Genomic DNA, 23,368 nt, shown 5'->3' on the forward strand with positions numbered 1-23,368 from the left:
GTAATCATGACTTCATAAGCGAGTTCGGATTAGAAGAACCAGCGCTAAAGCTGGATAGAAAAGGGCGCCGTGGCTATCCGGCGTCAATGACGGAACCACCGGCGGCCTTCATAAGCCGGTTCATAATGGCAGCGCCGAGGCCGGTATACGGACAAGCCTCGGCCAAGATGTAAGTCGCTCCCGCTTCATCGAAGCGCCGCAGCGCGGCATATAGGGAGCGCGCTCCTTCCTCCGGTGAGTATAACGAGCCGAGGGAGAGGACACAGGCGGCAGGAACGGCGGGATAGAGGGGCTTATGCTCCTCGAAGAGGAGCAAGCCCGTCACCTCGCCATTCAGCTGCGCCGCCTGAAGTAGACTTGCGGCTTCTTCCGCCACGCGCTGCGGGGAAGAGCCGCGCACTACACCGAGCCAGCCGCGCGGCGCGTAGTGCGTGTACTTCATGCCCGGTGCGCGCGGCGCCGAGCTCTCGGCAGTAGCTTCTGCACCGTGAAGCTCCTTGGATGCAGTAGCTTCCAAGGAATCTGCTGTCGCGAGGTCTGAAGAATTATTAACTGTAGCAGCAGACTCAGCAGTACCAGACTCAGCTACAGGCTCAGTACTTACCGCTTCTACTCCAACTACAGCAGCCAACTGCTCTGCAGTAATCCCGCCGGGGCGCAGCACGGCAACCTTCCCATCAGGCTGCACCTGCACCACGGTCGACTCTAGTCCAACTCCGGCGGCGCCGCCATCAAGAACGCCGCCAATGTATCCGGCCAAATCTTCCATCACGTGCGAAGCTAATGTCGGGCTCGGACGCCCCGAACGGTTAGCGCTGGGCGCCGCAACTGGACAACCTGCTGCACTTATCAGCGCCAAAGCTACCGGATGGTCAGGCATACGCACACCAACCGTGTCCAGCCCTGACGTCACACAGGGCGACAAAACACCCTCACGAACAGGAAGCACGACTGTCAGCGGGCCAGGCCAATAAGCTTCCATCAACGCCGCCGCTGTAGGATGTACTTCTGTAACAAGCTCGTCCAAAGCACTCGGATCGGCAATATGCACGATTAGAGGATTGTCAGACGGTCGCCCTTTTGCCGCAAAAACAGCCTCAACTGCCTCTGTATTCCGTGCATCCGCCCCAAGTCCGTAGACCGTTTCGGTCGGAAAGGCGACCGTTCCGCCTTCGCGAAGCATTTTTGCCGCTTCCACTATGGCTAACTTATTCTCTTCACTTGGCTGAAGTACATCGGACTCCGGATCTGCATCCTTCAAAAAATCCAGTTCCCAATAAACAGTCTCATTTCTATTTCCACTCCGCCGCTGAACGGCGAATAAAGGGTCGTTTTGTTCGTTCATTCTCATCACAGGCTTTCTTCAGGATATAAATTGAACAAAGCGGCCCCAAAAGAGGAGCCGCGGTAGATCTGCTTATGAAATAGTACCATATTTGCATTCAAAACTATAGATAGTACAACCAAAATCGGAGCTCTAGCTAAATCTTACGACCACAATCCACAAATCCAGTTCCAAAGGTTTTGCAGTAGTTCCCAAACGAAGAACCGCACCTCTGGCTCTGCGGATTCCGCCGCCGGTACATCTCCTGCCGAAGAATCTGCTTGTACAGCTGTTCCTACTGCCGGCTTTACCTTAGCACCACTATCTGCACTAGTAGCCGAGACGGTCTTTGCCCCTTTGTTAGTAGCAGGCGCTGCTGCATCTCCGGAGCCTGCATCGATAAAGCACAGCGGTGGAAACAGTACACACCACCAATTCTGCCCCTTGCCCTCACCCAGCGTGACCCGTACAGCCTCGTACTCCCCGGCCGGATACACTGTGCCACCGTATAATTTGGTCGGAAAAGGAACCACACCCAGCTCCACTTTATAGGAATATTGAATGCCTCGTTTCTCTAGCTCCGATCCAACCAGCGTATTAAGCTCCGGTAAATGGGTTCTAATTAAAGAGCGTGCCTGCTCTAAGCTCTGTGGGTCCTCAAGTGCAGTTACCCACTGGTTCATTTGCTCCACGATTTTATCGCGGATTTGCCGCTTCACTAGCTGATCCTGCGTTCCGTCCGAATTCGCCAAAATACGCAGCCGGATGGAATCCTGTGGAATAGATACTTCGGCTACTGCGGCATCGGTTTTTTGACCTTCCCAGGCCATTATAACAATCATAAAAAAACAAATTAAAATGGCAGTATACTTAAAAGTCACGCGTAAGGAATCTCTTTTATCCATATGATTATCGTTCATTTGTCGCAGCCCCTCTCCTCTTAACACTCATGCTAGTAGTATGTCCAGAGATGAGAGACTGCAAACCTATGAATCTATTAAATCTATAACTTCACTGCAAGCCCATTAGGCAACTGCAAATCATCCTCAACATCCCGTCCATAAAGATGCACACTCATTACAATCCCCATGCAGGCCATATTGATTAAAAGTGACGTACCTCCATAACTGATGAATGGAAGTGTAATTCCAGTAAGCGGCATTAGGCCGATAAACGCTCCAATATTCTCTAGGATTTGATATAGCAGCATAGCCGTAATCCCAATAATTAAAAACGGACCACTGCGCTCCCTACTCTCTAGAGCAATCAGTATCATCCGATGGAGCAAAATAAAGAAGAGCAACAGAAGCAGCGCTGAACCCACGAACCCAAACTCCTCCGCAATCTGTACGAATATGGCATCTGAATAGGTATACGGAACACGGTTACTCTGAACAGAGCTACCCTGCATATATCCCTCTCCACTCATCCCCCCGGAGGCGATAGCCATTTTGGCATTTCTCGTGTGATAGCTTGCATCATCGGACGCCAAATCAGGTACGAGCCAAGGATCAAAACGATCCACTAAATGTTTTCTGCCAAGAGTCTCCTCAAAAAAATGTACCGCTTCATCATGATAGTGAATATAGCTCATAATTCCTGCAAGACCAAGTCCGCCAACTATAATTAGCCCGATGAGGGCATGTGAAATTTTGATATTCCCGATCCATAGAAGGCCGATCAAAATAACAATGTAACTTAGCGCATTCCCCAGATCATTCTGCACAATAACTATAGTAAAAGGGAACAACGTAAGAAGCACTAGCGGGACGACTCCCTTCCAGAAGGTTAGCGTGGACCCTTGTCTACGGGCCAGAATGGACGCCAACAAAGGATCAATATCAACTTAAACAGCTCCGCAGGTTGAAAGCTAAGACCACCTATTTCTAGCCCCAATTGGGCACCATTCTTTACCTTACCAAAAAAACTAACTGACACTAGCAGACCTATACCCAAGATATAAATATAAAGTGCATATTTAACAAATATCCTATAGTCCACAAAGGTGAGTACAAAGAAAGCTACAAATCCTAAAAAATAGTATTTAAGCATTTGTAGATGGAAGCCATCCAATTTCTGAAGTAATCTTCCACTAGTCACACTGTATATAGAAAAAATACTAATGACCATCAGCATAACTAGAACAATAATAATCACGTTATCGATCTTCTTGAACTTCTCAAGCATACGTAAGCCCCTTACTCTATTAAGGTTCCAACCGCCCTCACCCGAGGAAAGTCGCTCCCTTCTATTGTAGAGCATTCGAGAATATAATTCCAAATTTATGTAATGCATCTGAAATTAGAGATTCAATTGATCAGAGGACAGACATCTCCATGAAAATCAAAAAAAACCGCCAGTTCCCATCCTAAAAAGATGAGGTTCTGACGGTTTTATTGTGATTTCGTGATTATACCTGTTTGGCGGCTGCATAAGGAGTAGGCTTAGGTAAATCTTCCTCTACATCTTGACCGTGCAGACGTACGCTCATCACCAGCCCGATGCTTGCCATATTGATAAGAAGCGAAGTTCCCCCGAAGCTGATGAACGGCAGCGTAATTCCGGTGAGCGGCATTAAGCCGATAAACGCGCCGATATTCTCAAAAATCTGATACAACATCATCGCGACAATACCGACAATCAGAAATGGACCCGCTCGATCTCTGGATTCTAGCGCAATCAGAATCATCCGGTGAATTAGGATAAAATACAGCAGTAGCAGCACCGCCGCCCCCACAAAACCGAATTCTTCGGCAATTTGCACGAAAATAGAGTCCGAGTAGGTGTATGGTACACGATTTGCTTGAACCGAATCGCCTTTCATATAGCCATCTCCACTCATTCCTCCAGAGGCAATAGCAATTTTAGCATTGGTGGTATGATACTTAGCCTTTTCTGTTGCTTTGTCCGGAACTAGCCAAGGATCGAAACGTTCAATCCAGTGCGATCGGCCAATATCATTAAGGAACGTTTTAATTTCGTCATGATAATGAATATAACTCATAATTCCGGCAATCGCAGAGCTTGCTATAATCACCAGCCCGATTAATGCGTGAGTGTACTTAATATTGCCAATCCACAACAGACCCGCAAGAATCACAATGTAAGACAAGGCATTACCAAGGTCATTCTGTGTAAGGACAATAAGAAACGGAAATAAGGTTAAGAGGCCCAGCGGCACAACATCCCGCCAAAACAAAAGCTTACTCTTATTCTTACGGACGAGCATAGCTGCCAGAAATAGAATCAATATCAACTTAAACAACTCGGCAGGCTGAAGGCTCAGTCCTCCAGGGAGGGACAACCAGCCTTGGGCATTATTTTTGGTCTCGCCCAAAAAGCTGACGAGGATCAGTATACCTATCCCAAATAGATAAATATACAGCGCGTATTTCACTAAAATTCTGTAATCCAAAAAGGTCATTCCAATAAATGCAATAAATCCAATAACATAATACATCATCATACGGATATGATGTCCGTCCAGCTTTTCTCTTCCATGAGTCACACTATATATGGAGAAGATGCTGACAGTCATGAGTAATAACAGAACGACTACGATAGCACCATCAATCTTTTTAATCTTCTGAAGCACGTTCTGCCTCCCTACTCTATATCTAGGCTTTCTTTTATGATTCACCAAGAAGTCCGGTTAAATTCTATTGTAAAGGAAGACGGATTGAAAATACAATTTTACTACCTCGGATAACATGAGCCACTGCACAGAATACAGTATTACCGCGCTATACCTAGCACATGACGCGGAATTCCAGCCAGATCATTAATGGTGATGATCTCCGTCCAATGGCCTGCCGCCTCAAGGAATGCAGCGACTTGCTCGGCTTGGCCAAAGCCAAGCTCAAAGCCGATCAGGCGCGGCAGTGCCGGGAGCAGCGCCATCTGCTCCATCATGCGGCGGTACGGGTCCAGCCCGTCCGCTCCGCCATCCAGCGCAGTGCGCGGCTCGTGGTCGCGCACCTCACGCTGCAACCCGGCGATATCCTCGCCGGGGATGTACGGCGGGTTGGAGACGAGAATATCCGTCTCCATTCCCGCGAACGGCTCGAGCAAATCGCCGAGCCGAAAATCCACGGCTGTGCCGTTGCGCAAGGCATTGCGCTCGGCCACAGCCAAGGCCGCCGGCGAAATATCGCCGGCGCAGACCCGCCACGCCGGCGCTTCGGCCGCCAGCGTGACGGAGATCGCTCCGCTGCCGGCGCCGATATCGACGGCGGTCAGTGGCCGTGCGGCGCGTACGTTCTCCGCGTCGCCTTCGGTGCGGGCGGCATCGCTGCCCGCACGATCATGTGCTGCTGCTAGCGAAGCAGCACCTTCTTCCTGCGCCGCTTTGCTCGGCGCAACCGTGCCGTCCGGCCAGAGCTCCGCGCCGTACCGCAAAATCGCCTCGACGAGCAGCTCCGTCTCCGGCCGCGGAATCAGCACATCAGGCGTCACTTCAAAGGGACGCCCGTAGAACTCCTGCTCGCCGATGATGTACTGCACCGGCTCGCCCATGCTCCGGCGGGTAACTCCCGCCTCCCATGCTTCCTTGACCGCAGCTGGAAAAGGATCCGCCAGCGCCATATAATACGCCGCTCCCGACAAGCCAAGCGCATGCTCAAGCAGTAATTGCGCACTGCGCTGCGGTTCATTACAACCGCTCTGGCTCAAAAAAGAAGAAGCCTCCGCAAAGGCTTCCCGGATGCTTTTCACTTCCGACATGACAAATACGCCATCGTTCAAAGCATTATTCTCCATTGTCCATACTATCCATCAAATCAGCTTGTTCAGCGATCGAAAGGGCCGAAATAATTTCAGTGATTTCTCCGTTCATAATCTGCTCCAAACGGTGCAGTGTCAAGCCAATGCGATGATCTGTAACCCGGCTCTGCGGGAAGTTATACGTCCGAATACGCTCACTACGATCACCAGTACCTACTTTACTCTTCCGTTCACCAGCATACTTCGCTTCCTCTTCCTGCCGTTTCAGATCCGAAATACGGGCACGAAGCACTTGCAGTGCTTTTTCCTTATTGGAGTTCTGTGACTTACCGTCCTGACAGGTAGCAATAATGCCCGTAGGTACATGGGTTACACGTACTGCAGACTTGGTCGTATTTACAGACTGTCCGCCTGCACCACTTGAACAGAAGGTATCCACACGAATATCTTTATCATGGATCTCAATCTCAAATGCCTCAGCTTCCGGCATCACCGATACTGTAGAAGTAGAGGTATGAATACGTCCACCGGATTCAGTCGCTGGGATACGTTGTACGCGATGCGCACCACTTTCGTATTTCAGCTTACTGTATGCACCCCGGCCGTTAATAAGGAAGATGACCTCTTTAAATCCACCAAGGTCACTCGTGTTGGCATCCATTAGCTCCACGCGCCAGCCTTGTGCATCTGCATAACGAGTGTACATCCGGTAAAGGTCGGAAGCGAATAATGCCGCTTCATCTCCACCCGCTGCACCACGAATTTCGACGATTACGTTCTTATCATCATTCGGGTCTTTAGGTAGCAACAATACGCGTATTTTCTCTTCCAGTTCAACCTGACGTTTGGAAAGGTCGTCAATTTCCATTTTGACCATTTCCTTCATCTCATCATCAAGCTTTTCGCCTTGCATTTGCTTAGCAGCTTCAAGCTCTTGCATTACATTTTTATATTCAGTATACGCCTCAAATGCAGGCTGTAGGTCTGATTGTTCTTTGGAATAATCCCTCAGTTTCTTACTGTCGTTTGCAACATCCGGATCACAAAGCAGTTCACTGAGCTTCTCATAGCGGTCCGCCAGGGATTGCAATCGGTCCAACAAGGGAATTCACCTCTCCTAGTTCAATTTCAAATACGCAAATAAAACGATTAAAAAGCACTGTCATAAAAATAGATATACGACTTTATATTATACCAAAGATATTGCGAAATGGCTACACTTCCGCACGCACAATAACTTAATAAATGACTTATATTTTAAAAAGGACCATCCCAGCAGTAGATACCCTCTACCGACTGAGATGACCCTCTTATCATTCGTACGCTTCAGTCCTCTTAAACGTTGAAACGGAAATGCATAACGTCGCCGTCTTGCACCAAATATTCTTTACCTTCAAGACGCAATTGACCACGTTCTTTCGCACCATTCATAGAACCTGCTGCCAAAAGATCTGCGTAAGCCACTACCTCAGCACGGATAAATCCACGTTCGAAATCCGTATGAATCACACCTGCAGCGCCAGGTGCTTTGGTTCCGCGACGAATGGTCCACGCGCGAACTTCCTGAACGCCTGCTGTGAAGTAAGTATACAAGCCTAGCAGCTTGTAAGCCGCTTTGATCAGACGGTTCAGACCAGATTCTTCAAGCCCAAGTTCTTCTAGGAACATCGCTTTATCTTCGCCCTCAAGCTCAGCAATTTCAGCTTCTACCTTAGCGCTAATCGGAACAACTTCAGCACCCTCAGTTGCTGCAAATTCACGCACTTGCTGCACATAAGGATTATCCTCTGCACTTGCTACTTCATCTTCGCTTACATTCGCCGCATACAGCACTGGTTTCAATGTTAACAAATGAAGATCGCGGATAATAAGCTTCTCGTCTTCATTCAATTCCACACTACGTGCAGGTTTGTCTTCATAGAGGGCTTCTTTGATGCGTTCAAGCAGTTCAACTTCTTGAGCGTATTTCTTCTCGCCGCCTTTGATGTTCTTACGGGAACGCTCAATCCGTTTCTCAATGCTCTCAAGGTCAGCAAGAATCAGCTCCAAATTGATGGTCTGAATGTCGCTGATCGGGTTTACTTTTCCATCAACGTGTGTAACGTTCTCATCTTCAAAGCAGCGAACCACATGAACGATAGCGTCCACTTCACGAATATGAGCTAGGAATTTGTTACCTAGTCCCTCACCTTTACTTGCACCGCGCACAAGACCAGCAATATCAACAAATTCAAAAGCAGTAGGTACAGTCTTGTTAGGTTGTACCAGCTCAGTCAGTTTATCAAGACGTTCGTCCGGAACTTCAACGACACCAACGTTAGGGTCAATCGTGCAAAAAGGGTAGTTTGCGGATTCTGCTCCCGCTTGCGTTATCGCATTAAACAATGTGGATTTTCCTACGTTAGGAAGACCGACGATTCCAGCTTTCAAAGCCATTTATATGACAACTCCTATTTTCAGCTAAATTGATCATCCGAATAAGTTATACGATCTAAACCATTATATATTAGAACATATTCTCCAGCAACACCGGATGTCTTGTAGATGTGTCAATCCAGCCTTATCCAAGCGCACCAATTCATTGGGAACCCGCAAGTTCCAATACCTTTTGCAAATGCTGCAAGACCTTCCGATGCTGAATACACAGAGCTGTCTACCAGCAAATAGATCTTTCCTTTAAAGCCCACAGGATGAATAGGTTGCAGAATATCATCCATTTTAGTGTAGCTATTAAACATGGTGGTCGCTTCAGGCGGGATATTCGGTAACTGATCATCCTTGATGTTCGCAATAGGCTGTAGATTTTCGATAATTTGACGCGCCTGCATAAAGACCTCGGAGTATTCGCCCCCTCTATAAAGTAAATATGTATTATAAATGACAGGATTATTAATTAACTGCGGGACAATAAGACCATGCCAGCAATCACTGTTTCCTCCACCGTTTCCTCGGATATCGAGGATTAGTGTTTTGTAATCCTTTACTTCCATTAAAAAGTCGCAGATTTCCCAACTATCAAGGAGGGGCTAGTTCTCCTCAATAATCTTCCACATGTAATCAAGCTGCAGAAACAACCACCGGTAATACAAACCTTGGTCTGACTTTATTCCCCCTTTTAATACTCTTTATAATTGAATCCATTTTTCAGGAATTTATTTAATAATCATATTTTTCTATTAATCCTAATTCAAATATATTTATCACAATTTTTTACATAATATTTCTAAAGAACAACTAAAAAAGACCTCTCTCGAGGTCTCCATTTATAGCACTATAGATCTTTTGACATCGTAATGTCGGTTACGGTATATCCCATTTTTTTGTAAAGCTCAAATGCACGATTATTCTGACCGAAGACATGTAACCCGATTTTGGTGACGTTCATCTCACGGGCTTCTTCATCGAGTGCGACCATAGCCTGCTTACCATAACCTTTACTCTGATACGGTTCAAAAATGTAAAAATCATAAATGAAAGCCTCTCGACCACTACGTCCTTCACTTACATTAAACCAGATATATCCCACCTGGCTGTCACTACTTATTTCTATTATAGAATATAGATAAGCGCCATCTGTGTTCAACCCTTTGGGCAGAGACTGTGTTATGGCTTCCTCAGACAGCTTCATCGCGATTTCAGGATCCCAAGCACCGGCTTTAATCTTATCTTCCGCATAATCCCTAGTAGCTTGACCTATGAAAAATTGAAATGCCGATTCATCCATATGGACCAGTTTAATCATAATCTTTTTCACTTCCTCACTTCTATATTTGCCACATACTTTTATTTACGTATTAAACGGGAAGTCCCACGTAAAGTTGCTAAATCGGGAGCACCGATGCCGAACATCGCTATCTTAAGCTCCAGCTCTACCTGAGCCAGTGCAGCGTCCAGCGCCTCTTCAGAATCTACTGCCGGCCCTAACAGATTGCGGCCAAATCCTGCTAAATTGGCACCGAGGGCCAATGCTTTCGCCGCATCCACGCCATGCTTCAGGCCGCCGCTGCCAATCAAAGCCCCCTTCGGGGAGACTGCGCGTACCTCTGCAATGCAGTCAGCGGTTGGGGTACCCCAGTCTGCGAAAGCCTCAGCCGCCGCACGCCGTATAGGGTCTATACTACGAAACTTTTCCACCTGACTCCAGGATGTCCCGCCTGCACCCGCCACATCAATAAAAGCCACCCCTGCATTATAAAGACGTTCTGCTGCATCACCATCAATGCCCCAGCCAACCTCTTTCACACCTACAGGAACCTCAAGTGCACGGCATACTTTCTCTATTTGCGATAGCAAGGACGCAAAGCCAGTGTTCCCTTCCGGTTGAAAGACCTCTTGAAGACCATTGAGATGCAGTACAAGAAACTCTGCACCAGCAATATCCACAGCCCGGCGACATTCCTCCATTCCGAAACCATAGGATAGCTGTACTGCGCCAATATTAGCAATAATCGGAATATCAGGCGCTTTGTCTCGTACATAAAAGGTTGCTGTTAGCTCAGAACGCTCCACTGCTGCACGAACAGAACCTACACCCAGCGCCCAACCCCGGCGCTGTGCAGCCTCAGCCAACCGAGCATTAATCGCTCCAGTAGCTACACTTCCACCTGTCATCGAGCTGATCAGCAGCGGTGTACGCATCTCACGTTCCAGGAACGTAGTCTGCAATGATATATCATCGAAATTCAGCTCTGGAAGAGCATTATGCCGAAATCGGTAATGTTCAAACCCTGTAGTCACACCGACACCACCAACTTCTTCATTTAGACAAAGGCGTACATGCTCTATTTTGCGTTCACCTGTCTTTGATGTAGGCAATAAAGACTTCTTGTCAGAAACCTCCATAGCCGGTAGGTCATTGCCATGATCCGCGCCAGACTGCCTATTCGCATCATATGGCACGGCCTCTTCTGGCGTATGATTCATGCTCCGTTCCTCCTATTCCTAAACTCCATTTATTATAACATATCCCTACAGATGAATTTACAATATAAGGTGAGTGAAAATACGAGGGCTGCTTCATTTCTCCCCACTAGGTGTTAATTGGTTGGTACACGCCGGAGCATAATAACTTTAAAGGAAGTGCTCTGCAATACTTTCAGGAGGAACTTCAGATGAAATCAGATCGTGGACAACCCGTTCAGCCCCAAACGATTCAAGTACATCCTGTTCCGGCTGCAGACCAACTTGGGCTTTACTACTTTTTAAGCGAGAAAGATAAAACATAAAGTATAGGTGCTAAACTTATACTTTCTTATATTTCAAAAAACCACCGAAGAGAAGGTAACACCCTCTGCGGTGGTTTAATCTATAATGAGGTTATAGGAGTGGAGACATTAATCTGGCGGCAGATTCCAGTATACGTACCACCATGCGTTTATTCATAAAGGTCTCATGCACAATCTGAGTGGTAGACAATAAATCCCGTTCAAAATCAGCAACGATTCGCGTAACACTCTCTGTCTGAAGTAGCAGTGCGTTTACCTCGAAGTTAAGATGGAAGCTCCGCATGTCCATGTTCGCCGTACCAATGGTCGCTATTTCACCATCCACGATTAACAGCTTGGAGTGTATAAAGCCCTTCTCGTATTCATAAATTTTCACTCCAGCCTCCAGCAATGCCGGGAAATAGGAGTGCGAAGCCAGAAACGGAATCCATTTATCCGGCTTAGCAGGGAATAACAACCGAACGTCTAGACCAGATATAGCCGCTACACGTATAGCAGTCAGGATATCCTCGTCCGGAATAAAGTACGGGCTGGCAATCCATACTGATTTCTCAGCTGAGGTGATCATGGAGAAGAATATATTTTTGAGTGCACGGCGTTCATTGTCCGGTCCACTGGCAATGATCTGTACTGCTCCGTCCCCTGTCATAAAGTGTAGCTGTGGTGTGAGATAATCCTGCTCCAGTATTTTTTCACCCGTAGTATGCATCCAATCTTGTAAGAAAATAATTTGCATCGTCCTTACCGCTTCGCCTCTAACCAACATATGGGTGTCTCGCCAGAATCCATAAGTTTTGCTGCGACTTAAGTATTCATCCCCCACATTGAGTCCACCCATGAACCCGACATCGCCGTCGATGACAACGATTTTTCGGTGATTCCGATAATTGACCCGGCTAGAGAAAAAGGAGGTGGAATTACCATACGAAGCCACCTGTACTCCAGCTTCAATCATTTCCTTCAAAAATGCTCTGGAAAGTTGAAAGCTACCTACGGCATCATACATAAATCGAACAGACACACCCGCACGCGCCTTCGCGATCAAAATCTGTTGAATACGCGTTCCAATGTGATCCGCACGGAAGATGTAATACTCCATATGAATATGGTGCTTAGCTTGTCGCAGCTCTAGCAGTAATGTCCCAAACGTCTCTTCACCATTGGTGAGTATACGCGTTTCTGAAGCAAAGGAAATAGGAGTACGCGCTAAAGTCTTGGATAATAACAGTAGCTTTTGGCGTGAGGGGTCAAAGACTGACCAATCTTGATGCGTACGCAAAGCGTCATTCTCAATCCGCTCATAGGCCATGAGATCTCGTTGTGCTTTTTTATCATATTTGCGACGTTTAAACACATTCTGTCCAAATAGAAAATAGAAGACCAGGCCGAGCACCGGGATCAACGCAAGCAAAAGAATCCATGACATCGTTGTAGAAGGATTACGGTTCTCCATAAAGATAGCCAAGCTAATCGAAATGACTGTCAGTGTGGAGAAAATACTAATAATCGTTCCGGCAGTACTCCCAAAAATACCAAAACCAAAATAATAAAATGCTATGAAAGCCCCAATGATAATTATAGATTGAAGTCCTCTTCTCATATTGTACCTACCTTCTTATTCATACGAGCAACACCAAAATGACACATTTATATATTACATGAAGAACCTATTTCTTCCTAGACAATTACTGTGTAAAAGTTCATTTACGACAAAACTGTAATCCTTCTGTTCTAAAATTTGTAATGACAGGATGTATCGAATATAATTATTTTGACCAATTAGTCAATTATAGAACTTGATAGTCAGAAAGGAGGTTATCCCCCCAATGAGTGATAAAACTGTGGATAAGCAGGAACAGATTATTAAGATCGCCATGCAGTTATTCGCTGTGAAAGGCTCCTCTTCCACGTCCATGCAAGAGATCGCCGAATTATGCGGAATTTCGAAGGGAAGCTTGTATCTAGTATTCAAATCGAAAGAAGAGCTGGAACGCAGTATTTTCCTCTATTGTTACCGAATGATTCGTGATCCCTTATTACGTGAAGAACAAGAAACCCAAAGATCACCGCGTGAGAAGCTTAGAAATCAAATAGAAATTCTACTGAGTCATGTGTACGAATTGCGTGAGTTCTTACAGCGTCAAATTCAGGAAGTTGCCGGAAAAGGATTTGATACTGAAGTACCGGAATGGCTGCGTAGAAACAACGCTTCCTTCTTACGCTGGTTTCAGGTGAAGATGGAGACCCTTTATGGAAAAGACATCGTTCCCTATACCGGAGATTTATGTATTGTAGGACATGGACTGATCAAATCATATATTGCGGTTATTTTTCGTCAGGATACCCATTTGTCCCTTGCCGTTATGGCTGATCATCTTATGAATTTATTGGATATTATTGTTTCTGGTCTTCTAACAAGTAAGCAGGCTCCACTCATCAACTCCACTATTTTAGCAAGCTGGATGGAGGAGAATGAAGAGAACAAACGAAAAAATCCACTAATGCTCATTAAGGAAATGAAGACTGTGATCAGTAAATTAAATAGTATAGAACCCGACGAGACAGCCGATTTGCTGGAATCACTCAGCATTCTAGAAGGCGAAGTTCTCTTACCTCACCCACGAAAAGCGATCATACAGGGGATGCTGTCCAACCTCCAAGCCTGCTCAGAGCTCACTATGGAATTGGAAGAATTGAGGAAGCTAGTTACTTCTGTGTCACATCATTCATGCGTATTTCGTTAATTGGCTCTACAAAGAGTTCGGGAGAGAGAAGAACATGGATAGTGAGTATTATAAATTTTCAAAATGGCGCCCTATTTCATAAAGAAAAGGCCCGAGAGGAGCAGAAACAAAACTTATGAAAAGCTTAATTAATTTCTCGCTCAGGAACAAATTTGCGATTTGGCTTCTGACGATAATTATTGTATTTGCTGGTTTGTATAGCGGGCTAACGATGAAGCAAGAAACCTTGCCTAATATTAGTATACCTTATCTTAGCGTTACAACCATTTATCCGGGGGCTGCACCAGAAGGTGTCGTAAATGATGTCAGCAAACCCTTAGAGCAGAAGCTACGCAATGTGGATGGTGTAAAAACGATCACCTCCACTTCTCTGGAGAATGCCTCCAGTATCCAGATCGAGTTCGATTATGGTACGAATCTCGATAATGCAACAGCAGCAGTTCGTGAGGCGCTAAATGAAGTCTCTCTGCCAGACAATGTGCAGAAGCCATCCATTTCCCGCTTTAGCCTTAGCTCAATGCCAGTCGTTTCCCTCAGTTTATCCAATGGGGATTCAGAGGATCTTGAGGAACTGACCCGTATTGCCGAGAACGATATTCGCCCTGCCCTAGAGGATGTTGAGGGTGTTGCTTCTATACAAATTTCTGGACAATACGTCAAGGAAGTTTCGCTTAAGTTCAATCAAGATAAGCTTAAACAATACGGACTGACCGAAGATACGGTTAAAGGTATTATTCAGGGATCTTCCCTCCGTGTTCCACTAGGACTGTTCGAGATGGACAAAGCTCAAAAGGCAGTTGTTGTGGATGGCAACATCACTACCGTTGAGGATCTTAAAAATGTAACCATTCCAGTTATGCCAACTGGTGCTACGGGCGCTGCCGGCGCTGGTGCTTCTGGAGCTGGTGCTGGTACTGCCGGAGCTGGAGCCGGAAGTGCTGCTGGTGCAGGTGCCGCTGGCGGAGCTACAAATATGGGACTGCCGACCGTGAAGCTGGGAGAGCTTGCCACGATTGAGGTTGTTGGGAATTCTGAATCTATCTCCCGTACTAATGGTAAAGAATCGATAGGTATCCAGATTGTCAAAGCCAACGATGCCAACACTGTTGATGTCGTAAATGGTGTTAAGGACAAAACTGAAGAATTAAAAGCACAATATAAAGGCATTGACCTTACCGTTCTGCTTGACCAAGGTAAGCCGATTGAGGACTCTGTAAATACAATGTTGTCCAAAGCGGTATTCGGTGCTCTTTTCGCAGTAATCATCATTTTGGTCTTCCTGCGGAATATTCGTTCGACAATCATTTCTATCATCTCTATTCCATTATCATTGCTGATCGCAGTGCTATGTCTGCGTCAAATGGACATCACGCTTAATATGATGACCCTTGGAGCGATGACCGTTGCCATCGGGCGGGTAGTCGATGACTCGATTGTAGTCATAGAGAACATATACCGACGGCTCTCCTTATCCGGCGAGAAACTAAAAGGCCGGGAATTAATCAGTGCAGCCACACGTGAAATGTTCGTACCGATCATGTCATCTACAATTGTAACCATCGCGGTGTTCTTACCGCTTGCTTTGGTTAGTGGTATGGTTGGCGAGCTGTTCTTGCCTTTCGCTTTAACCATGGTCTTCGCCCTGCTCGCTTCATTGGTAGTTGCGATTACCCTAGTTCCTGCAATGGCTCACTCACTGTTCCGCAATGGATTGAAGGGTAAGAAAACCCACAGCGAGAAACCAGACAAGCTAGCTACTGGTTATCAAAAGATTCTGAACTGGTGTCTTTCTCATAAACTGGTTACGTTTGGAGTTGCTGTTCTCCTCCTTGCGGGCAGCTTGTTCTTGATCAAGCCTATTGGCGTTAGCTTTATGCCTTCCCAAGAGGATAAAACGGTTATGCTAACTTACTCACCGAAGGCTGGGCAAAGAACTGAAGAAGTTCAAGAGCAAGGCCTGAAAGCTGAGAAATACATTCTAGCGCAGCAGCATGTAGATAAAATGCAATATTCCATCGGCGGAGGCGGTCCGATGGGTATGGGCGGATCCAGCAACTCAGGACTCTTTTTCATCGTTTATGATAGTAAGACTCCTGATTTTGAAAACGTAAAAGAAAAGTTGATCGAAGGCTTAACCGCAGAAGTCCCAGATGGTGTTTGGGGTGATATGTCCGCCATGATGAGCGGAGGTATGGGTGGAAGCACTCTAACCGTGAATGTATTCGGAGACGATCTAGATCAAATTAAACCGGTCGCGGATGAGATCGCCAAAATCGTACAGGCTGACACCACTAATTTCAAAGATGGAGAAACAAGTCTTAAAGAAGCTTACGATCAATATACGATTGTAGCGGATCAAGAGAAGCTTAGCTCCCTCGGACTTACAGCGGGACAAATTGCAATGAAGCTGAGTCCTGCAGGCACACGTCCAGTACTCACTGAAGTAGAAATGGACGGCAAGAACTACAAAGTCTATATCGAAACAGATAAAGAAACGTATAAGAGTATTAAAGAAATGGAAGAAGCTACATTGACTTCTCCACTGGGCATCCAAGTGCCAATCGGGCAAGTCGCTAAAATTGAAAATGGCTCTTCCCCTGACTCGATTACTCGGATGGACGGTAAAATGAAGGTGGATGTCACTGCCGAGATTATTTCAAGTGACGTCAATAGTGCTTCAAACAGCGTGAAGGAAAAAGTAGATGCTATGGAATTACCTGATGGCGTAACGGTTAGCTTCGGCGGTGTAACCGAGCAAATCAATGATACGTTTGGTCAATTAGGAATTGCTATGGCGGCCGCTATTGCCATCGTATACTTCGTGCTAGTGGTTACATTTGGCGGTGGATTAGCTCCATTTGCTATCCTGTTCTCACTTCCTTTCACAATTATCGGGGTACTCGTTGCCCTTCTGATCGCTGGGGAAACCTTAAACGTCTCCTCCCTCATGGGTGCGCTGATGTTGATTGGTATCGTAGTAACGAATGCGATTGTCCTCATCGACCGCGTTATTCATAAGGAAAAAGAAGGACTCACCACGCGTCAAGCCTTGCTTGAAGCAGGCGGCACACGCTTACGTCCAATCCTAATGACTGCACTTGCAACGATTGGTGCATTGCTGCCACTGGTTACTGGACTTGAGAACAGTGCAGGAATTATCTCCAGAGGTCTCGGCGTAACCGTAATCGGCGGTTTGATCAGCTCCACGCTACTGACACTTGTAGTAGTGCCAGTCGTGTATGAGTTCCTAATGAAATTCCGCAGCAAAAAGGTAATTGATTAGAATACTTGATGCGAATCAAGTAAGCATGCTTAATCAAGAAGCTGTCTCAAAAGTAGTGAATGCTACTTATGGGGCAGCTTCTTTTTTATGGTATGGGCAAAGTAACGGGGGCTACTTAACCATTAAACTTTTTTGGTTGGGTGATGGGCGGTTGGACGATGGGTGATTTGCGATGGGCGAATTTGCGACTTCACTCAGGTCTTCATTTATTTGCTCCACTTGGACCTCCATTTAAATCGCTATTTACACTTCCACAGCACGAAAAACCCGACCTAATTTATAGGCCGGGCTCTGTATTATTATAGTGTTCTTATACCATTGCTGCTGCACTGCTCTCCAGCGAAGCTCTCCAGGAACGCAGCATTTGCAGATCGAGGGGTAGAAACTCAGCGAGCATATGGGAAAGTCCCAAATACAACGTACTATTCGTTGCTGCATTTAACTTCTCGCAGAACTGTGGAGTCCATTGCAGTAAATGATCTTCCAAAAAGGCTACCTGAATATCAAGCAGATCCATTGCACTTCTAATTGAGAAGCTGTTGTACAACATACGCTCATGCATTACTGCCATAAACTCCAGCTCAATAGCAATATGATCATCAGCTTCACCATTACATTTGTTAAATACAATTCCTGCGGAAGTATACACATCAGCAAGCACGTTGCAGAAATCTTCAGAACGACCCAGAATAGCAGCTTCACGTAATTTAAAAGAGCTTACTGTTTGCTCGTGCATAAGCCGTTTATACTCTTGGCTCTCTTTCTCGCATATATGCAGTAGCTTATTCGGTTCCTGACTCAGATAGCGCTTCAGTTCCCATCCGCCTTCCGTCATCTCTGCAGCAACACTCATCTTACGATTACGGCTCCACTGAGCCACAAGTGAGAGTGATGGTTTTCTACCCAAAAAATCCACTAAAAGCTGATATATTAATCCCCGACTTTCCAACCAATGGCTAAATGCCTCCGGCACGGCGAGCGATGGAACAGTTTGCATAGTCATTTTGCAAATCCTCCTCAATGGGTTTCCCGTTCACACACCGTCACATGATCGAGTGTAATTTCGGTATCCTTTTTTCGCAAAAGTGAATATAAAAGTAATCCGCACCTAGATTATATCGGATATTTAAAACGCTTTCCGTGAGCATTCTATGACTAATCACATCATTTGTCGTACTTTTGTCACATTTTCGCAAGGCTATTTCGGCTTTATCATTCTATTTAGTTTGTCCATTATTATGCAATAAAATCACAACCCTCCTTTTTAAAATAGAGGGTTTCAACCCGTACAACAGTTTGCTCATTGACGTACCCGCGAGCGATCTTTAAAATTCTAAACAAGTATAAACACCTGCGCTTCCTTTTAAGGAGGGAAGCATTCAAAACACCAACATATGAAGGGAGCAACGCTATGGAACCGCTGACGGACCCTTTTGGGCGTTTACACGATTACATCCGCATTTCGGTTACCGACCGCTGCAACCTGCGTTGCATTTATTGTATGCCAGCTGAAGGGATGGAATTCCAGCCGCAGGACGAGATTCTGAGTTACGAGGAAATCACCTCAGTTGTAGAGTCACTAGCACCACTCGGATTACGTAAAGTCCGGCTAACAGGCGGAGAACCTCTTGTTCGTAAAGATCTGGAGAAGCTAGTGGCTATGATATCCGCCATTCCAGGGATCGACGATATTTCACTGACTACAAATGGTCTAATGCTTCCGGCAAAAGCAGCGCTGCTAAAAGAAGCCGGTCTGTCACGGGTGAACATCAGCCTAGACTCTTTACGGCAGGATCGATTCTCTATGATTACACGCGGCGGTGAGGTCTCCAAGGTACTAAAAGGGATCGAGGCAGCACAAGCTGCTGGGTTGGAGCCGATCAAGATTAATGTTGTATTAATGAAAGGAATTAATGATGATGAGATCAAAGATTTCATCTCCCTTACGCTGAACAGTCCACTAAATGTACGCTTTATTGAATATATGCCTATCGGGAGCGCTACTGATTCTTGGCGCCAATCCTATTTGCCGTTGGAAACCGTTATAGATGCTTGTACTGAAGCTGGTTGGGAAACCGAAGAGGCGGAGCTCCCATCTGGTAATGGTCCTTCCCAGAATCGGCGAGTTATTGGAGCTCAGGGAACGTTCGGTCTGATCCATCCCGTGAGCGATCACTTCTGCGATAACTGCAATCGTCTGCGACTCACAGCAGATGGTCATATTAAAGCTTGTCTGTATTGGGCAGATGAATACCATGTGCGTCCTTTAATCAGCGACCCTGCAGCCGTGCAAGCCTTATTCCGAAAAGCACTGGGCAACAAGCCACATAACCACGAAATGGCCTTAGCCTTGGAGAAAAAAGCACAAAGCCACACGCCGACGGCACGGCGTATGTCTCAAATTGGAGGCTAGTCTGTCTCATTAAAAACGCCGCTTCCCCAAGCATTATGGGGAAAGCGGGTTTTGTTTAAGATAAAAGATAGCTGCTCTACTCAACTATGCTCTACTTACTATTTATTCTATTTGTGCTGGCAAGTTCACTATGAAAGCCGTTCCTTCACCAGGTCGGCTAGTTACAGTCACCTTACCTTCGTGCAACTCAACGATCTTTTTAACCAGCGATAGGCCCAGTCCACTACCACCCCCTCTCGCGGTTCTAGCTTTGTCTGCCTTATAGAAGCGATCAAAGATGCGAGGTAAGTCTTTTTCAGAGATGCCAATCCCGCTATCTTGAATCTCCACCTCTACCCGCCCATCTACTGTGCGAAGCTTGATATGAATACATCCGTTCTGGGGAGTAAATTTAATGCTGTTATGCAGAAGATTAGTCCAAACCTGGCTCATTAAATCTTTAACCGCTGAGAACTTCACTTCTTCCAGCTCGGCCTCTACCTCTATATTTTTCTCCAGCCATTGCGGCTCAGAAGCCAGAACCATATCTCTAAGCTGTTTATCTAGACGGTAAAATTGAGTTTCAAAAGGAAAATTGCCCGATTCGAGCGCTGAAAGCTTCAATAAATTATCACTGAGCCCAGATACGCGGGTACTCTCAGCCACGATAATATCAATATAGTGCCTCCTACTCTCCTTACTTAAGGTTTCGTCCTTCAATGCAAGTGCAAACCCTCGAATGGAGGTTAGTGGGGATTGGATTTCATGCGACACATTGGAGATAAAATCCTGACGCATGGTCTCCATCTGGCTCAGATCACTAGCCATTTCATTAATGCTCTCTACAATTTCGCCGAATTCACGGTATTCCCTATTTTGTTCAAGTACAACATTAAAATCTCCCTTAGAGATACGGCGAATCCCATCAATTATTGATTTATAAACAACACGTTCCCAGCCGCGAAAGAAGATGGAAAACAACAAGAATATCAGCATTAAAATCACTAAACCAACCAAAACAGTGATCAATTGCAAAGCATACTCCGATTTAAGCCAACCCCAAGCAGCATTCAATTTGTTCATTAAAAAATAAGCCGCAGTCCAGCTAAGCGCAGCTGCACCAAAAAAAGCAATAAACATTAAAGTATGCTGCGCAATACTCTTAAGCATTTTCATGCATGGCCCTCCAACCGATAACCAAGACCACGGATCGTACGGATTACGATCCCATAGTTATCCTGATTAAAACGTTCACGTAAACGGTTGATATGCACATCCAGCGTTCGCTCATTCCCCTCAAAATCATAACCCCAAATCTCTTCGATCAGTCTGTCTCTAGTCAACGTCTGACCCGGATAGCTGCCCAGCTTAAACAACAGCTCAAATTCCTTGAGCGGCAAGGTGATTTCCCCATACTCCGAGGATACCTCATAGGTTTTGCGATTCATTCGCAATCGACCTACGGTCACACTTTGCGCGGCTGAAATCTGGTATCGCTTGAGTAGCGCCTTTACTCTCGCAATAAGTACAACCGGCTCGAACGGCTTGACCAGATAATCATCACTTCCCAGCTCAAAACCTTTTACAATTTGCGAAGTTTCCCCTTTGGCCGTCAGCATTAAAATCGGGAAATCAAAGTTTTGACGCATTCGCCGGCATAGCTCCCAACCGTCCATATTGGGCATCATCACATCGATAATAGCTAAATCTATATTATAGCTTTCCAGAATCTGAAGAGCCTCCAGTCCATCAGAAGCTCCATAGATCTCTTCCATCCCTTCAGCTCTCAGAAATACTTCTACCAATTCGCGGATGTGCGGATCGTCGTCCGCTACTAGTATTTTTGTCATGTAGCACTGGACCCTCCTCTTTATTGTCCTGAATCTCAGGGTTATTCATCTGTAGCTGCTGGGTGGCAAATTCACGATACAGCTCATGGTTTTCCAGTAGTTCCTCATGACTTCCCATCCCGGTAATCTGACCCTTTTCCATAAAAATAATCTGCTCTGCATTTACAACAGTAGCCAAACGGTGAGCAATTACAATCGTAGTTCGACCCTTCATCAAATTGGACAGTGCCTTCTGCACCACGGCTTCCGATTGGCTATCCAGACTGGAAGTGGCTTCATCAAGCATAAGAATCTTCGGATTTCGCAGCAGTGCTCTAGCAATGGCAATCCGTTGCCGTTGTCCACCAGACAACTTCACGCCTCTTTCGCCGACATCCGTATTATAGCCTTCAGGAAGTGCATCAATAAAGCCATCTGCATAAGCCATTGCTGCTGCAGCGCGCATCTCCTCCACGCTAACGTCCCGATCCAATCCGTAGGCTAAATTCTCAGCAATCGTACCTGCCAACAGTGGGCTTTCCTGCGAAACGTACCCTATAAGCTTCCGCCACGAACGCAGTGAAAATGTAGACACTGGCTTGTCACCCAGCTTAATCAGACCTGACTGAGGCTCGTAAAAACGTTCCAGCAACGAGAACAATGTGGTCTTACCGCCCCCACTCGGTCCGACAATAGCCGTCACCTGACCGGGAAGCATCCGGAAGCTTACATCGTTCAACACCTTCTCACCATTTTTATATCCAAAGCTTAATCCCTCTACCGAGATTGGGCCTTCTGCGCCATTCGCCTCTTCCTGTCCTTCATATACTTCCTCTTCTGCTGCTAGAGTCTCAATAATACGCTCCGAAGCGCCCTTGGCCTTCTGAATCTGTGTGAAGAACGTAGTCAATTGAGTAAGTGGCATAATAATCTGAATGAGGTAAAGGATAAAGGCAACCAGCTCTCCAGCCGTCAAAGCACCCGAAGATACCTGCATTCCACCATAACCGATAATGACCACAAGCAACATCATAAAAACAAAGGAGACGAGTGGACTGATCATCGCGCTAATCTTGCCTTCACGAATACCAAAGGAAAGCAGGTTCATAATTCCGGTTTTACCTGCTTCGTACTCTTTCTTCTCAGCACCCGAGGATTTCACCAAACGGATCTCAGATAATACACCACTAAGTGTAGCGGTAAAAGAAGCTGTCTCGTCTTGCATCCCCTTGGAGATTTTGTACATCTGCCGTCCAAGCGGTACTAGAATCAGCGCAGAAAGTGGAAGAACAGTGAATAGAACAAGTGTCATTTTCCAATTTAAAAACAGTAGAACTGAGATCGAACCTACAATGGAGATCACTCCGGTAAATAAGCTGGCTAGATGTTCAGAAATCAGCGTTTTGATGATCCCTGTATCATTCGTCATGCGGCTGACACTTTCTCCCGTTCGGTTGTCATTATAATAAGCCACAGGCAGAACTAGAAATTTAAGCCACAGTCGGTCCCGCAGACCTGCAACCATCTTCTGACCCACATAATTGAGCAGATAGATGGAGATCCCTCCCGCAATGGTCTGCGCGATAAATGCGGCTGCTATACCCGCAATTTGCAGCTTGCTAACGGAGGCCAGTGAGAAGCCGTCCACCAAGTTCTTAGTGAACATCGGGATGACCAGACTGACCAATGTCGATATCATGCTTAGCGCAATGGCTATAGCCAATAAGCCGTATGAAGGCTTGGTTTCTCTTAGTAGCGTTAAGAACGGCTTCAGCGCCATCTTTCGCTTGGATTCGGATTTCTTCATGACAATGATTCCCCTTTTCTTAATAGCTCTTCGAGAAAAGCA

The 23,368-nt window shown here is 46.1% G+C and carries 18 protein-coding genes and 1 pseudogene; 4 read left to right on the plus strand and 15 right to left on the minus strand.

The features are described 5' to 3' along the window. Positions 1-73: 73 nt before the first annotated feature. The 11 genes and pseudogenes from MHH52_RS27085 to cls form a co-directional block, all read right to left on the minus strand. The gene (locus MHH52_RS27085) at positions 74-1,345 is read right to left on the minus strand and encodes an L-threonylcarbamoyladenylate synthase (RefSeq protein WP_340005447.1); all 1,272 of its coding nucleotides are present in this window, start codon (positions 1,343-1,345) and stop codon (positions 74-76) included. 143 nt (positions 1,346-1,488) lie between these two features. Continuing rightward, a complete protein-coding gene (gene spoIIR, locus MHH52_RS27090; RefSeq protein ID WP_340005448.1) occupies positions 1,489-2,244 on the minus strand; it encodes a stage II sporulation protein R in 756 nt (251 codons plus the stop codon). A gap of 83 nt (positions 2,245-2,327) precedes the next feature. Beyond that, positions 2,328-3,511: pseudogene (locus MHH52_RS27095) on the minus strand (FtsW/RodA/SpoVE family cell cycle protein). Between the two features lie 223 nt (positions 3,512-3,734). After that, positions 3,735-4,919 carry an FtsW/RodA/SpoVE family cell cycle protein gene (locus MHH52_RS27100; protein ID WP_340005450.1) on the minus strand — a complete coding sequence of 395 codons (1,185 nt, stop codon included), beginning with the start codon at positions 4,917-4,919 and terminating at the stop codon, positions 3,735-3,737. Positions 4,920-5,059: 140 nt separating this feature from the next. After that, positions 5,060-6,046, minus strand: a complete 987-nt coding sequence (locus MHH52_RS27105; RefSeq protein WP_340009843.1) for a HemK/PrmC family methyltransferase — start codon at positions 6,044-6,046, stop codon at positions 5,060-5,062. Between the two features lie 25 nt (positions 6,047-6,071). Beyond that, the gene (gene prfA / locus MHH52_RS27110) at positions 6,072-7,148 is read right to left on the minus strand and encodes a peptide chain release factor 1 (RefSeq protein ID WP_313638615.1); all 1,077 of its coding nucleotides are present in this window, start codon (positions 7,146-7,148) and stop codon (positions 6,072-6,074) included. 233 nt (positions 7,149-7,381) lie between these two features. Continuing rightward, on the minus strand, positions 7,382-8,482 hold the full coding sequence (gene ychF / locus MHH52_RS27115; protein ID WP_340005452.1) for a redox-regulated ATPase YchF: 1,101 nt from the start codon (positions 8,480-8,482) through the stop codon (positions 7,382-7,384). A gap of 113 nt (positions 8,483-8,595) precedes the next feature. Further along, the gene (locus MHH52_RS27120) at positions 8,596-9,036 is read right to left on the minus strand and encodes a S41 family peptidase (RefSeq protein WP_340005454.1); all 441 of its coding nucleotides are present in this window, start codon (positions 9,034-9,036) and stop codon (positions 8,596-8,598) included. A gap of 281 nt (positions 9,037-9,317) precedes the next feature. Further along, the gene (locus tag MHH52_RS27125; protein WP_313638480.1) at positions 9,318-9,788 is read right to left on the minus strand and encodes a GNAT family N-acetyltransferase; all 471 of its coding nucleotides are present in this window, start codon (positions 9,786-9,788) and stop codon (positions 9,318-9,320) included. A 41-nt stretch (positions 9,789-9,829) separates the two neighbouring features. After that, a complete protein-coding gene (gene fni, locus MHH52_RS27130; protein WP_340009845.1) occupies positions 9,830-10,888 on the minus strand; it encodes a type 2 isopentenyl-diphosphate Delta-isomerase in 1,059 nt (352 codons plus the stop codon). Positions 10,889-11,362: 474 nt separating this feature from the next. Further along, the gene (gene cls / locus MHH52_RS27135; RefSeq protein ID WP_313638478.1) at positions 11,363-12,871 is read right to left on the minus strand and encodes a cardiolipin synthase; all 1,509 of its coding nucleotides are present in this window, start codon (positions 12,869-12,871) and stop codon (positions 11,363-11,365) included. A gap of 226 nt (positions 12,872-13,097) precedes the next feature. Here cls and MHH52_RS27140 point away from each other — a divergent pair, with 226 nt between their 5' ends. The 3 genes from MHH52_RS27140 to MHH52_RS27150 all read left to right on the plus strand — a co-directional run bounded on the left by MHH52_RS27140 (position 13,098) and on the right by MHH52_RS27150 (position 17,464). Further along, the gene (locus tag MHH52_RS27140; protein WP_340005457.1) at positions 13,098-14,015 is read left to right on the plus strand and encodes a TetR/AcrR family transcriptional regulator; all 918 of its coding nucleotides are present in this window, start codon (positions 13,098-13,100) and stop codon (positions 14,013-14,015) included. Between the two features lie 115 nt (positions 14,016-14,130). Beyond that, a complete protein-coding gene (locus MHH52_RS27145) occupies positions 14,131-17,298 on the plus strand; it encodes an efflux RND transporter permease subunit (protein ID WP_340005459.1) in 3,168 nt (1,055 codons plus the stop codon). Further along, a complete protein-coding gene (locus MHH52_RS27150) occupies positions 17,291-17,464 on the plus strand; it encodes a hypothetical protein (RefSeq protein WP_340005460.1) in 174 nt (57 codons plus the stop codon). The genes MHH52_RS27145 and MHH52_RS27150 overlap by 8 nt, the downstream gene beginning before the upstream one ends. Before the next feature lie 144 nt (positions 17,465-17,608). Here the strand turns inward: MHH52_RS27150 and MHH52_RS27155 are convergent, their stop codons facing one another. Then, positions 17,609-18,301 carry a molecular chaperone TorD family protein gene (locus MHH52_RS27155; protein WP_340005462.1) on the minus strand — a complete coding sequence of 231 codons (693 nt, stop codon included), beginning with the start codon at positions 18,299-18,301 and terminating at the stop codon, positions 17,609-17,611. Positions 18,302-18,709: 408 nt separating this feature from the next. Here MHH52_RS27155 and moaA point away from each other — a divergent pair, with 408 nt between their 5' ends. Continuing rightward, positions 18,710-19,711: a GTP 3',8-cyclase MoaA gene (gene moaA / locus MHH52_RS27160; protein WP_340005464.1), complete on the plus strand. Its 1,002-nt coding sequence runs from the start codon at positions 18,710-18,712 to the stop codon at positions 19,709-19,711. A gap of 102 nt (positions 19,712-19,813) precedes the next feature. Here the strand turns inward: moaA and MHH52_RS27165 are convergent, their stop codons facing one another. From MHH52_RS27165 to MHH52_RS27175, 3 genes are read right to left on the minus strand one after another with little or no spacing between them, the layout of a single operon-like run. Further along, positions 19,814-20,866 carry a HAMP domain-containing sensor histidine kinase gene (locus MHH52_RS27165; protein ID WP_340005465.1) on the minus strand — a complete coding sequence of 351 codons (1,053 nt, stop codon included), beginning with the start codon at positions 20,864-20,866 and terminating at the stop codon, positions 19,814-19,816. Continuing rightward, positions 20,863-21,540, minus strand: a complete 678-nt coding sequence (locus MHH52_RS27170; protein WP_313638472.1) for a response regulator transcription factor — start codon at positions 21,538-21,540, stop codon at positions 20,863-20,865. Before MHH52_RS27170 ends, MHH52_RS27165 begins: the two co-directional genes overlap by 4 nt. Beyond that, the gene (locus tag MHH52_RS27175) at positions 21,470-23,326 is read right to left on the minus strand and encodes an ABC transporter ATP-binding protein (RefSeq protein ID WP_340005468.1); all 1,857 of its coding nucleotides are present in this window, start codon (positions 23,324-23,326) and stop codon (positions 21,470-21,472) included. The genes MHH52_RS27170 and MHH52_RS27175 overlap by 71 nt, the downstream gene beginning before the upstream one ends. Positions 23,327-23,368 lie beyond the last annotated feature (42 nt).

It is taken from the genome of Paenibacillus sp. FSL K6-0276, from assembly GCF_037977235.1.
GTDB lineage: Bacteria > Bacillota > Bacilli > Paenibacillales > Paenibacillaceae > Paenibacillus_AQ.

Excerpts from the sequence above, each read along its gene's own strand:
- MHH52_RS27140 (WP_340005457.1), top strand. The coding sequence starts at position 13,098 with ATGAGTGATAAAACTGTGGATAAGCAGGAACAGATTATTAAGATCGCC.
- MHH52_RS27120 (WP_340005454.1), bottom strand. The coding sequence starts at position 9,036 with ATGGAAGTAAAGGATTACAAAACACTAATCCTCGATATCCGAGGAAAC.
- ychF (WP_340005452.1), bottom strand. The coding sequence starts at position 8,482 with ATGGCTTTGAAAGCTGGAATCGTCGGTCTTCCTAACGTAGGAAAATCC.
- MHH52_RS27175 (WP_340005468.1), bottom strand. The coding sequence starts at position 23,326 with ATGAAGAAATCCGAATCCAAGCGAAAGATGGCGCTGAAGCCGTTCTTA.
- MHH52_RS27105 (WP_340009843.1), bottom strand. The coding sequence starts at position 6,046 with ATGTCGGAAGTGAAAAGCATCCGGGAAGCCTTTGCGGAGGCTTCTTCT.
- fni (WP_340009845.1), bottom strand. The coding sequence starts at position 10,888 with ATGGAGGTTTCTGACAAGAAGTCTTTATTGCCTACATCAAAGACAGGT.
- cls (WP_313638478.1), bottom strand. The coding sequence starts at position 12,871 with ATGAGAAGAGGACTTCAATCTATAATTATCATTGGGGCTTTCATAGCA.
- moaA (WP_340005464.1), top strand. The coding sequence starts at position 18,710 with ATGGAACCGCTGACGGACCCTTTTGGGCGTTTACACGATTACATCCGC.
- MHH52_RS27125 (WP_313638480.1), bottom strand. The coding sequence starts at position 9,788 with ATGATTAAACTGGTCCATATGGATGAATCGGCATTTCAATTTTTCATA.
- MHH52_RS27145 (WP_340005459.1), top strand. The coding sequence starts at position 14,131 with ATGAAAAGCTTAATTAATTTCTCGCTCAGGAACAAATTTGCGATTTGG.
- MHH52_RS27170 (WP_313638472.1), bottom strand. The coding sequence starts at position 21,540 with ATGACAAAAATACTAGTAGCGGACGACGATCCGCACATCCGCGAATTG.
- MHH52_RS27155 (WP_340005462.1), bottom strand. The coding sequence starts at position 18,301 with ATGACTATGCAAACTGTTCCATCGCTCGCCGTGCCGGAGGCATTTAGC.
- MHH52_RS27165 (WP_340005465.1), bottom strand. The coding sequence starts at position 20,866 with ATGAAAATGCTTAAGAGTATTGCGCAGCATACTTTAATGTTTATTGCT.
- spoIIR (WP_340005448.1), bottom strand. The coding sequence starts at position 2,244 with ATGAACGATAATCATATGGATAAAAGAGATTCCTTACGCGTGACTTTT.
- MHH52_RS27085 (WP_340005447.1), bottom strand. The coding sequence starts at position 1,345 with ATGAACGAACAAAACGACCCTTTATTCGCCGTTCAGCGGCGGAGTGGA.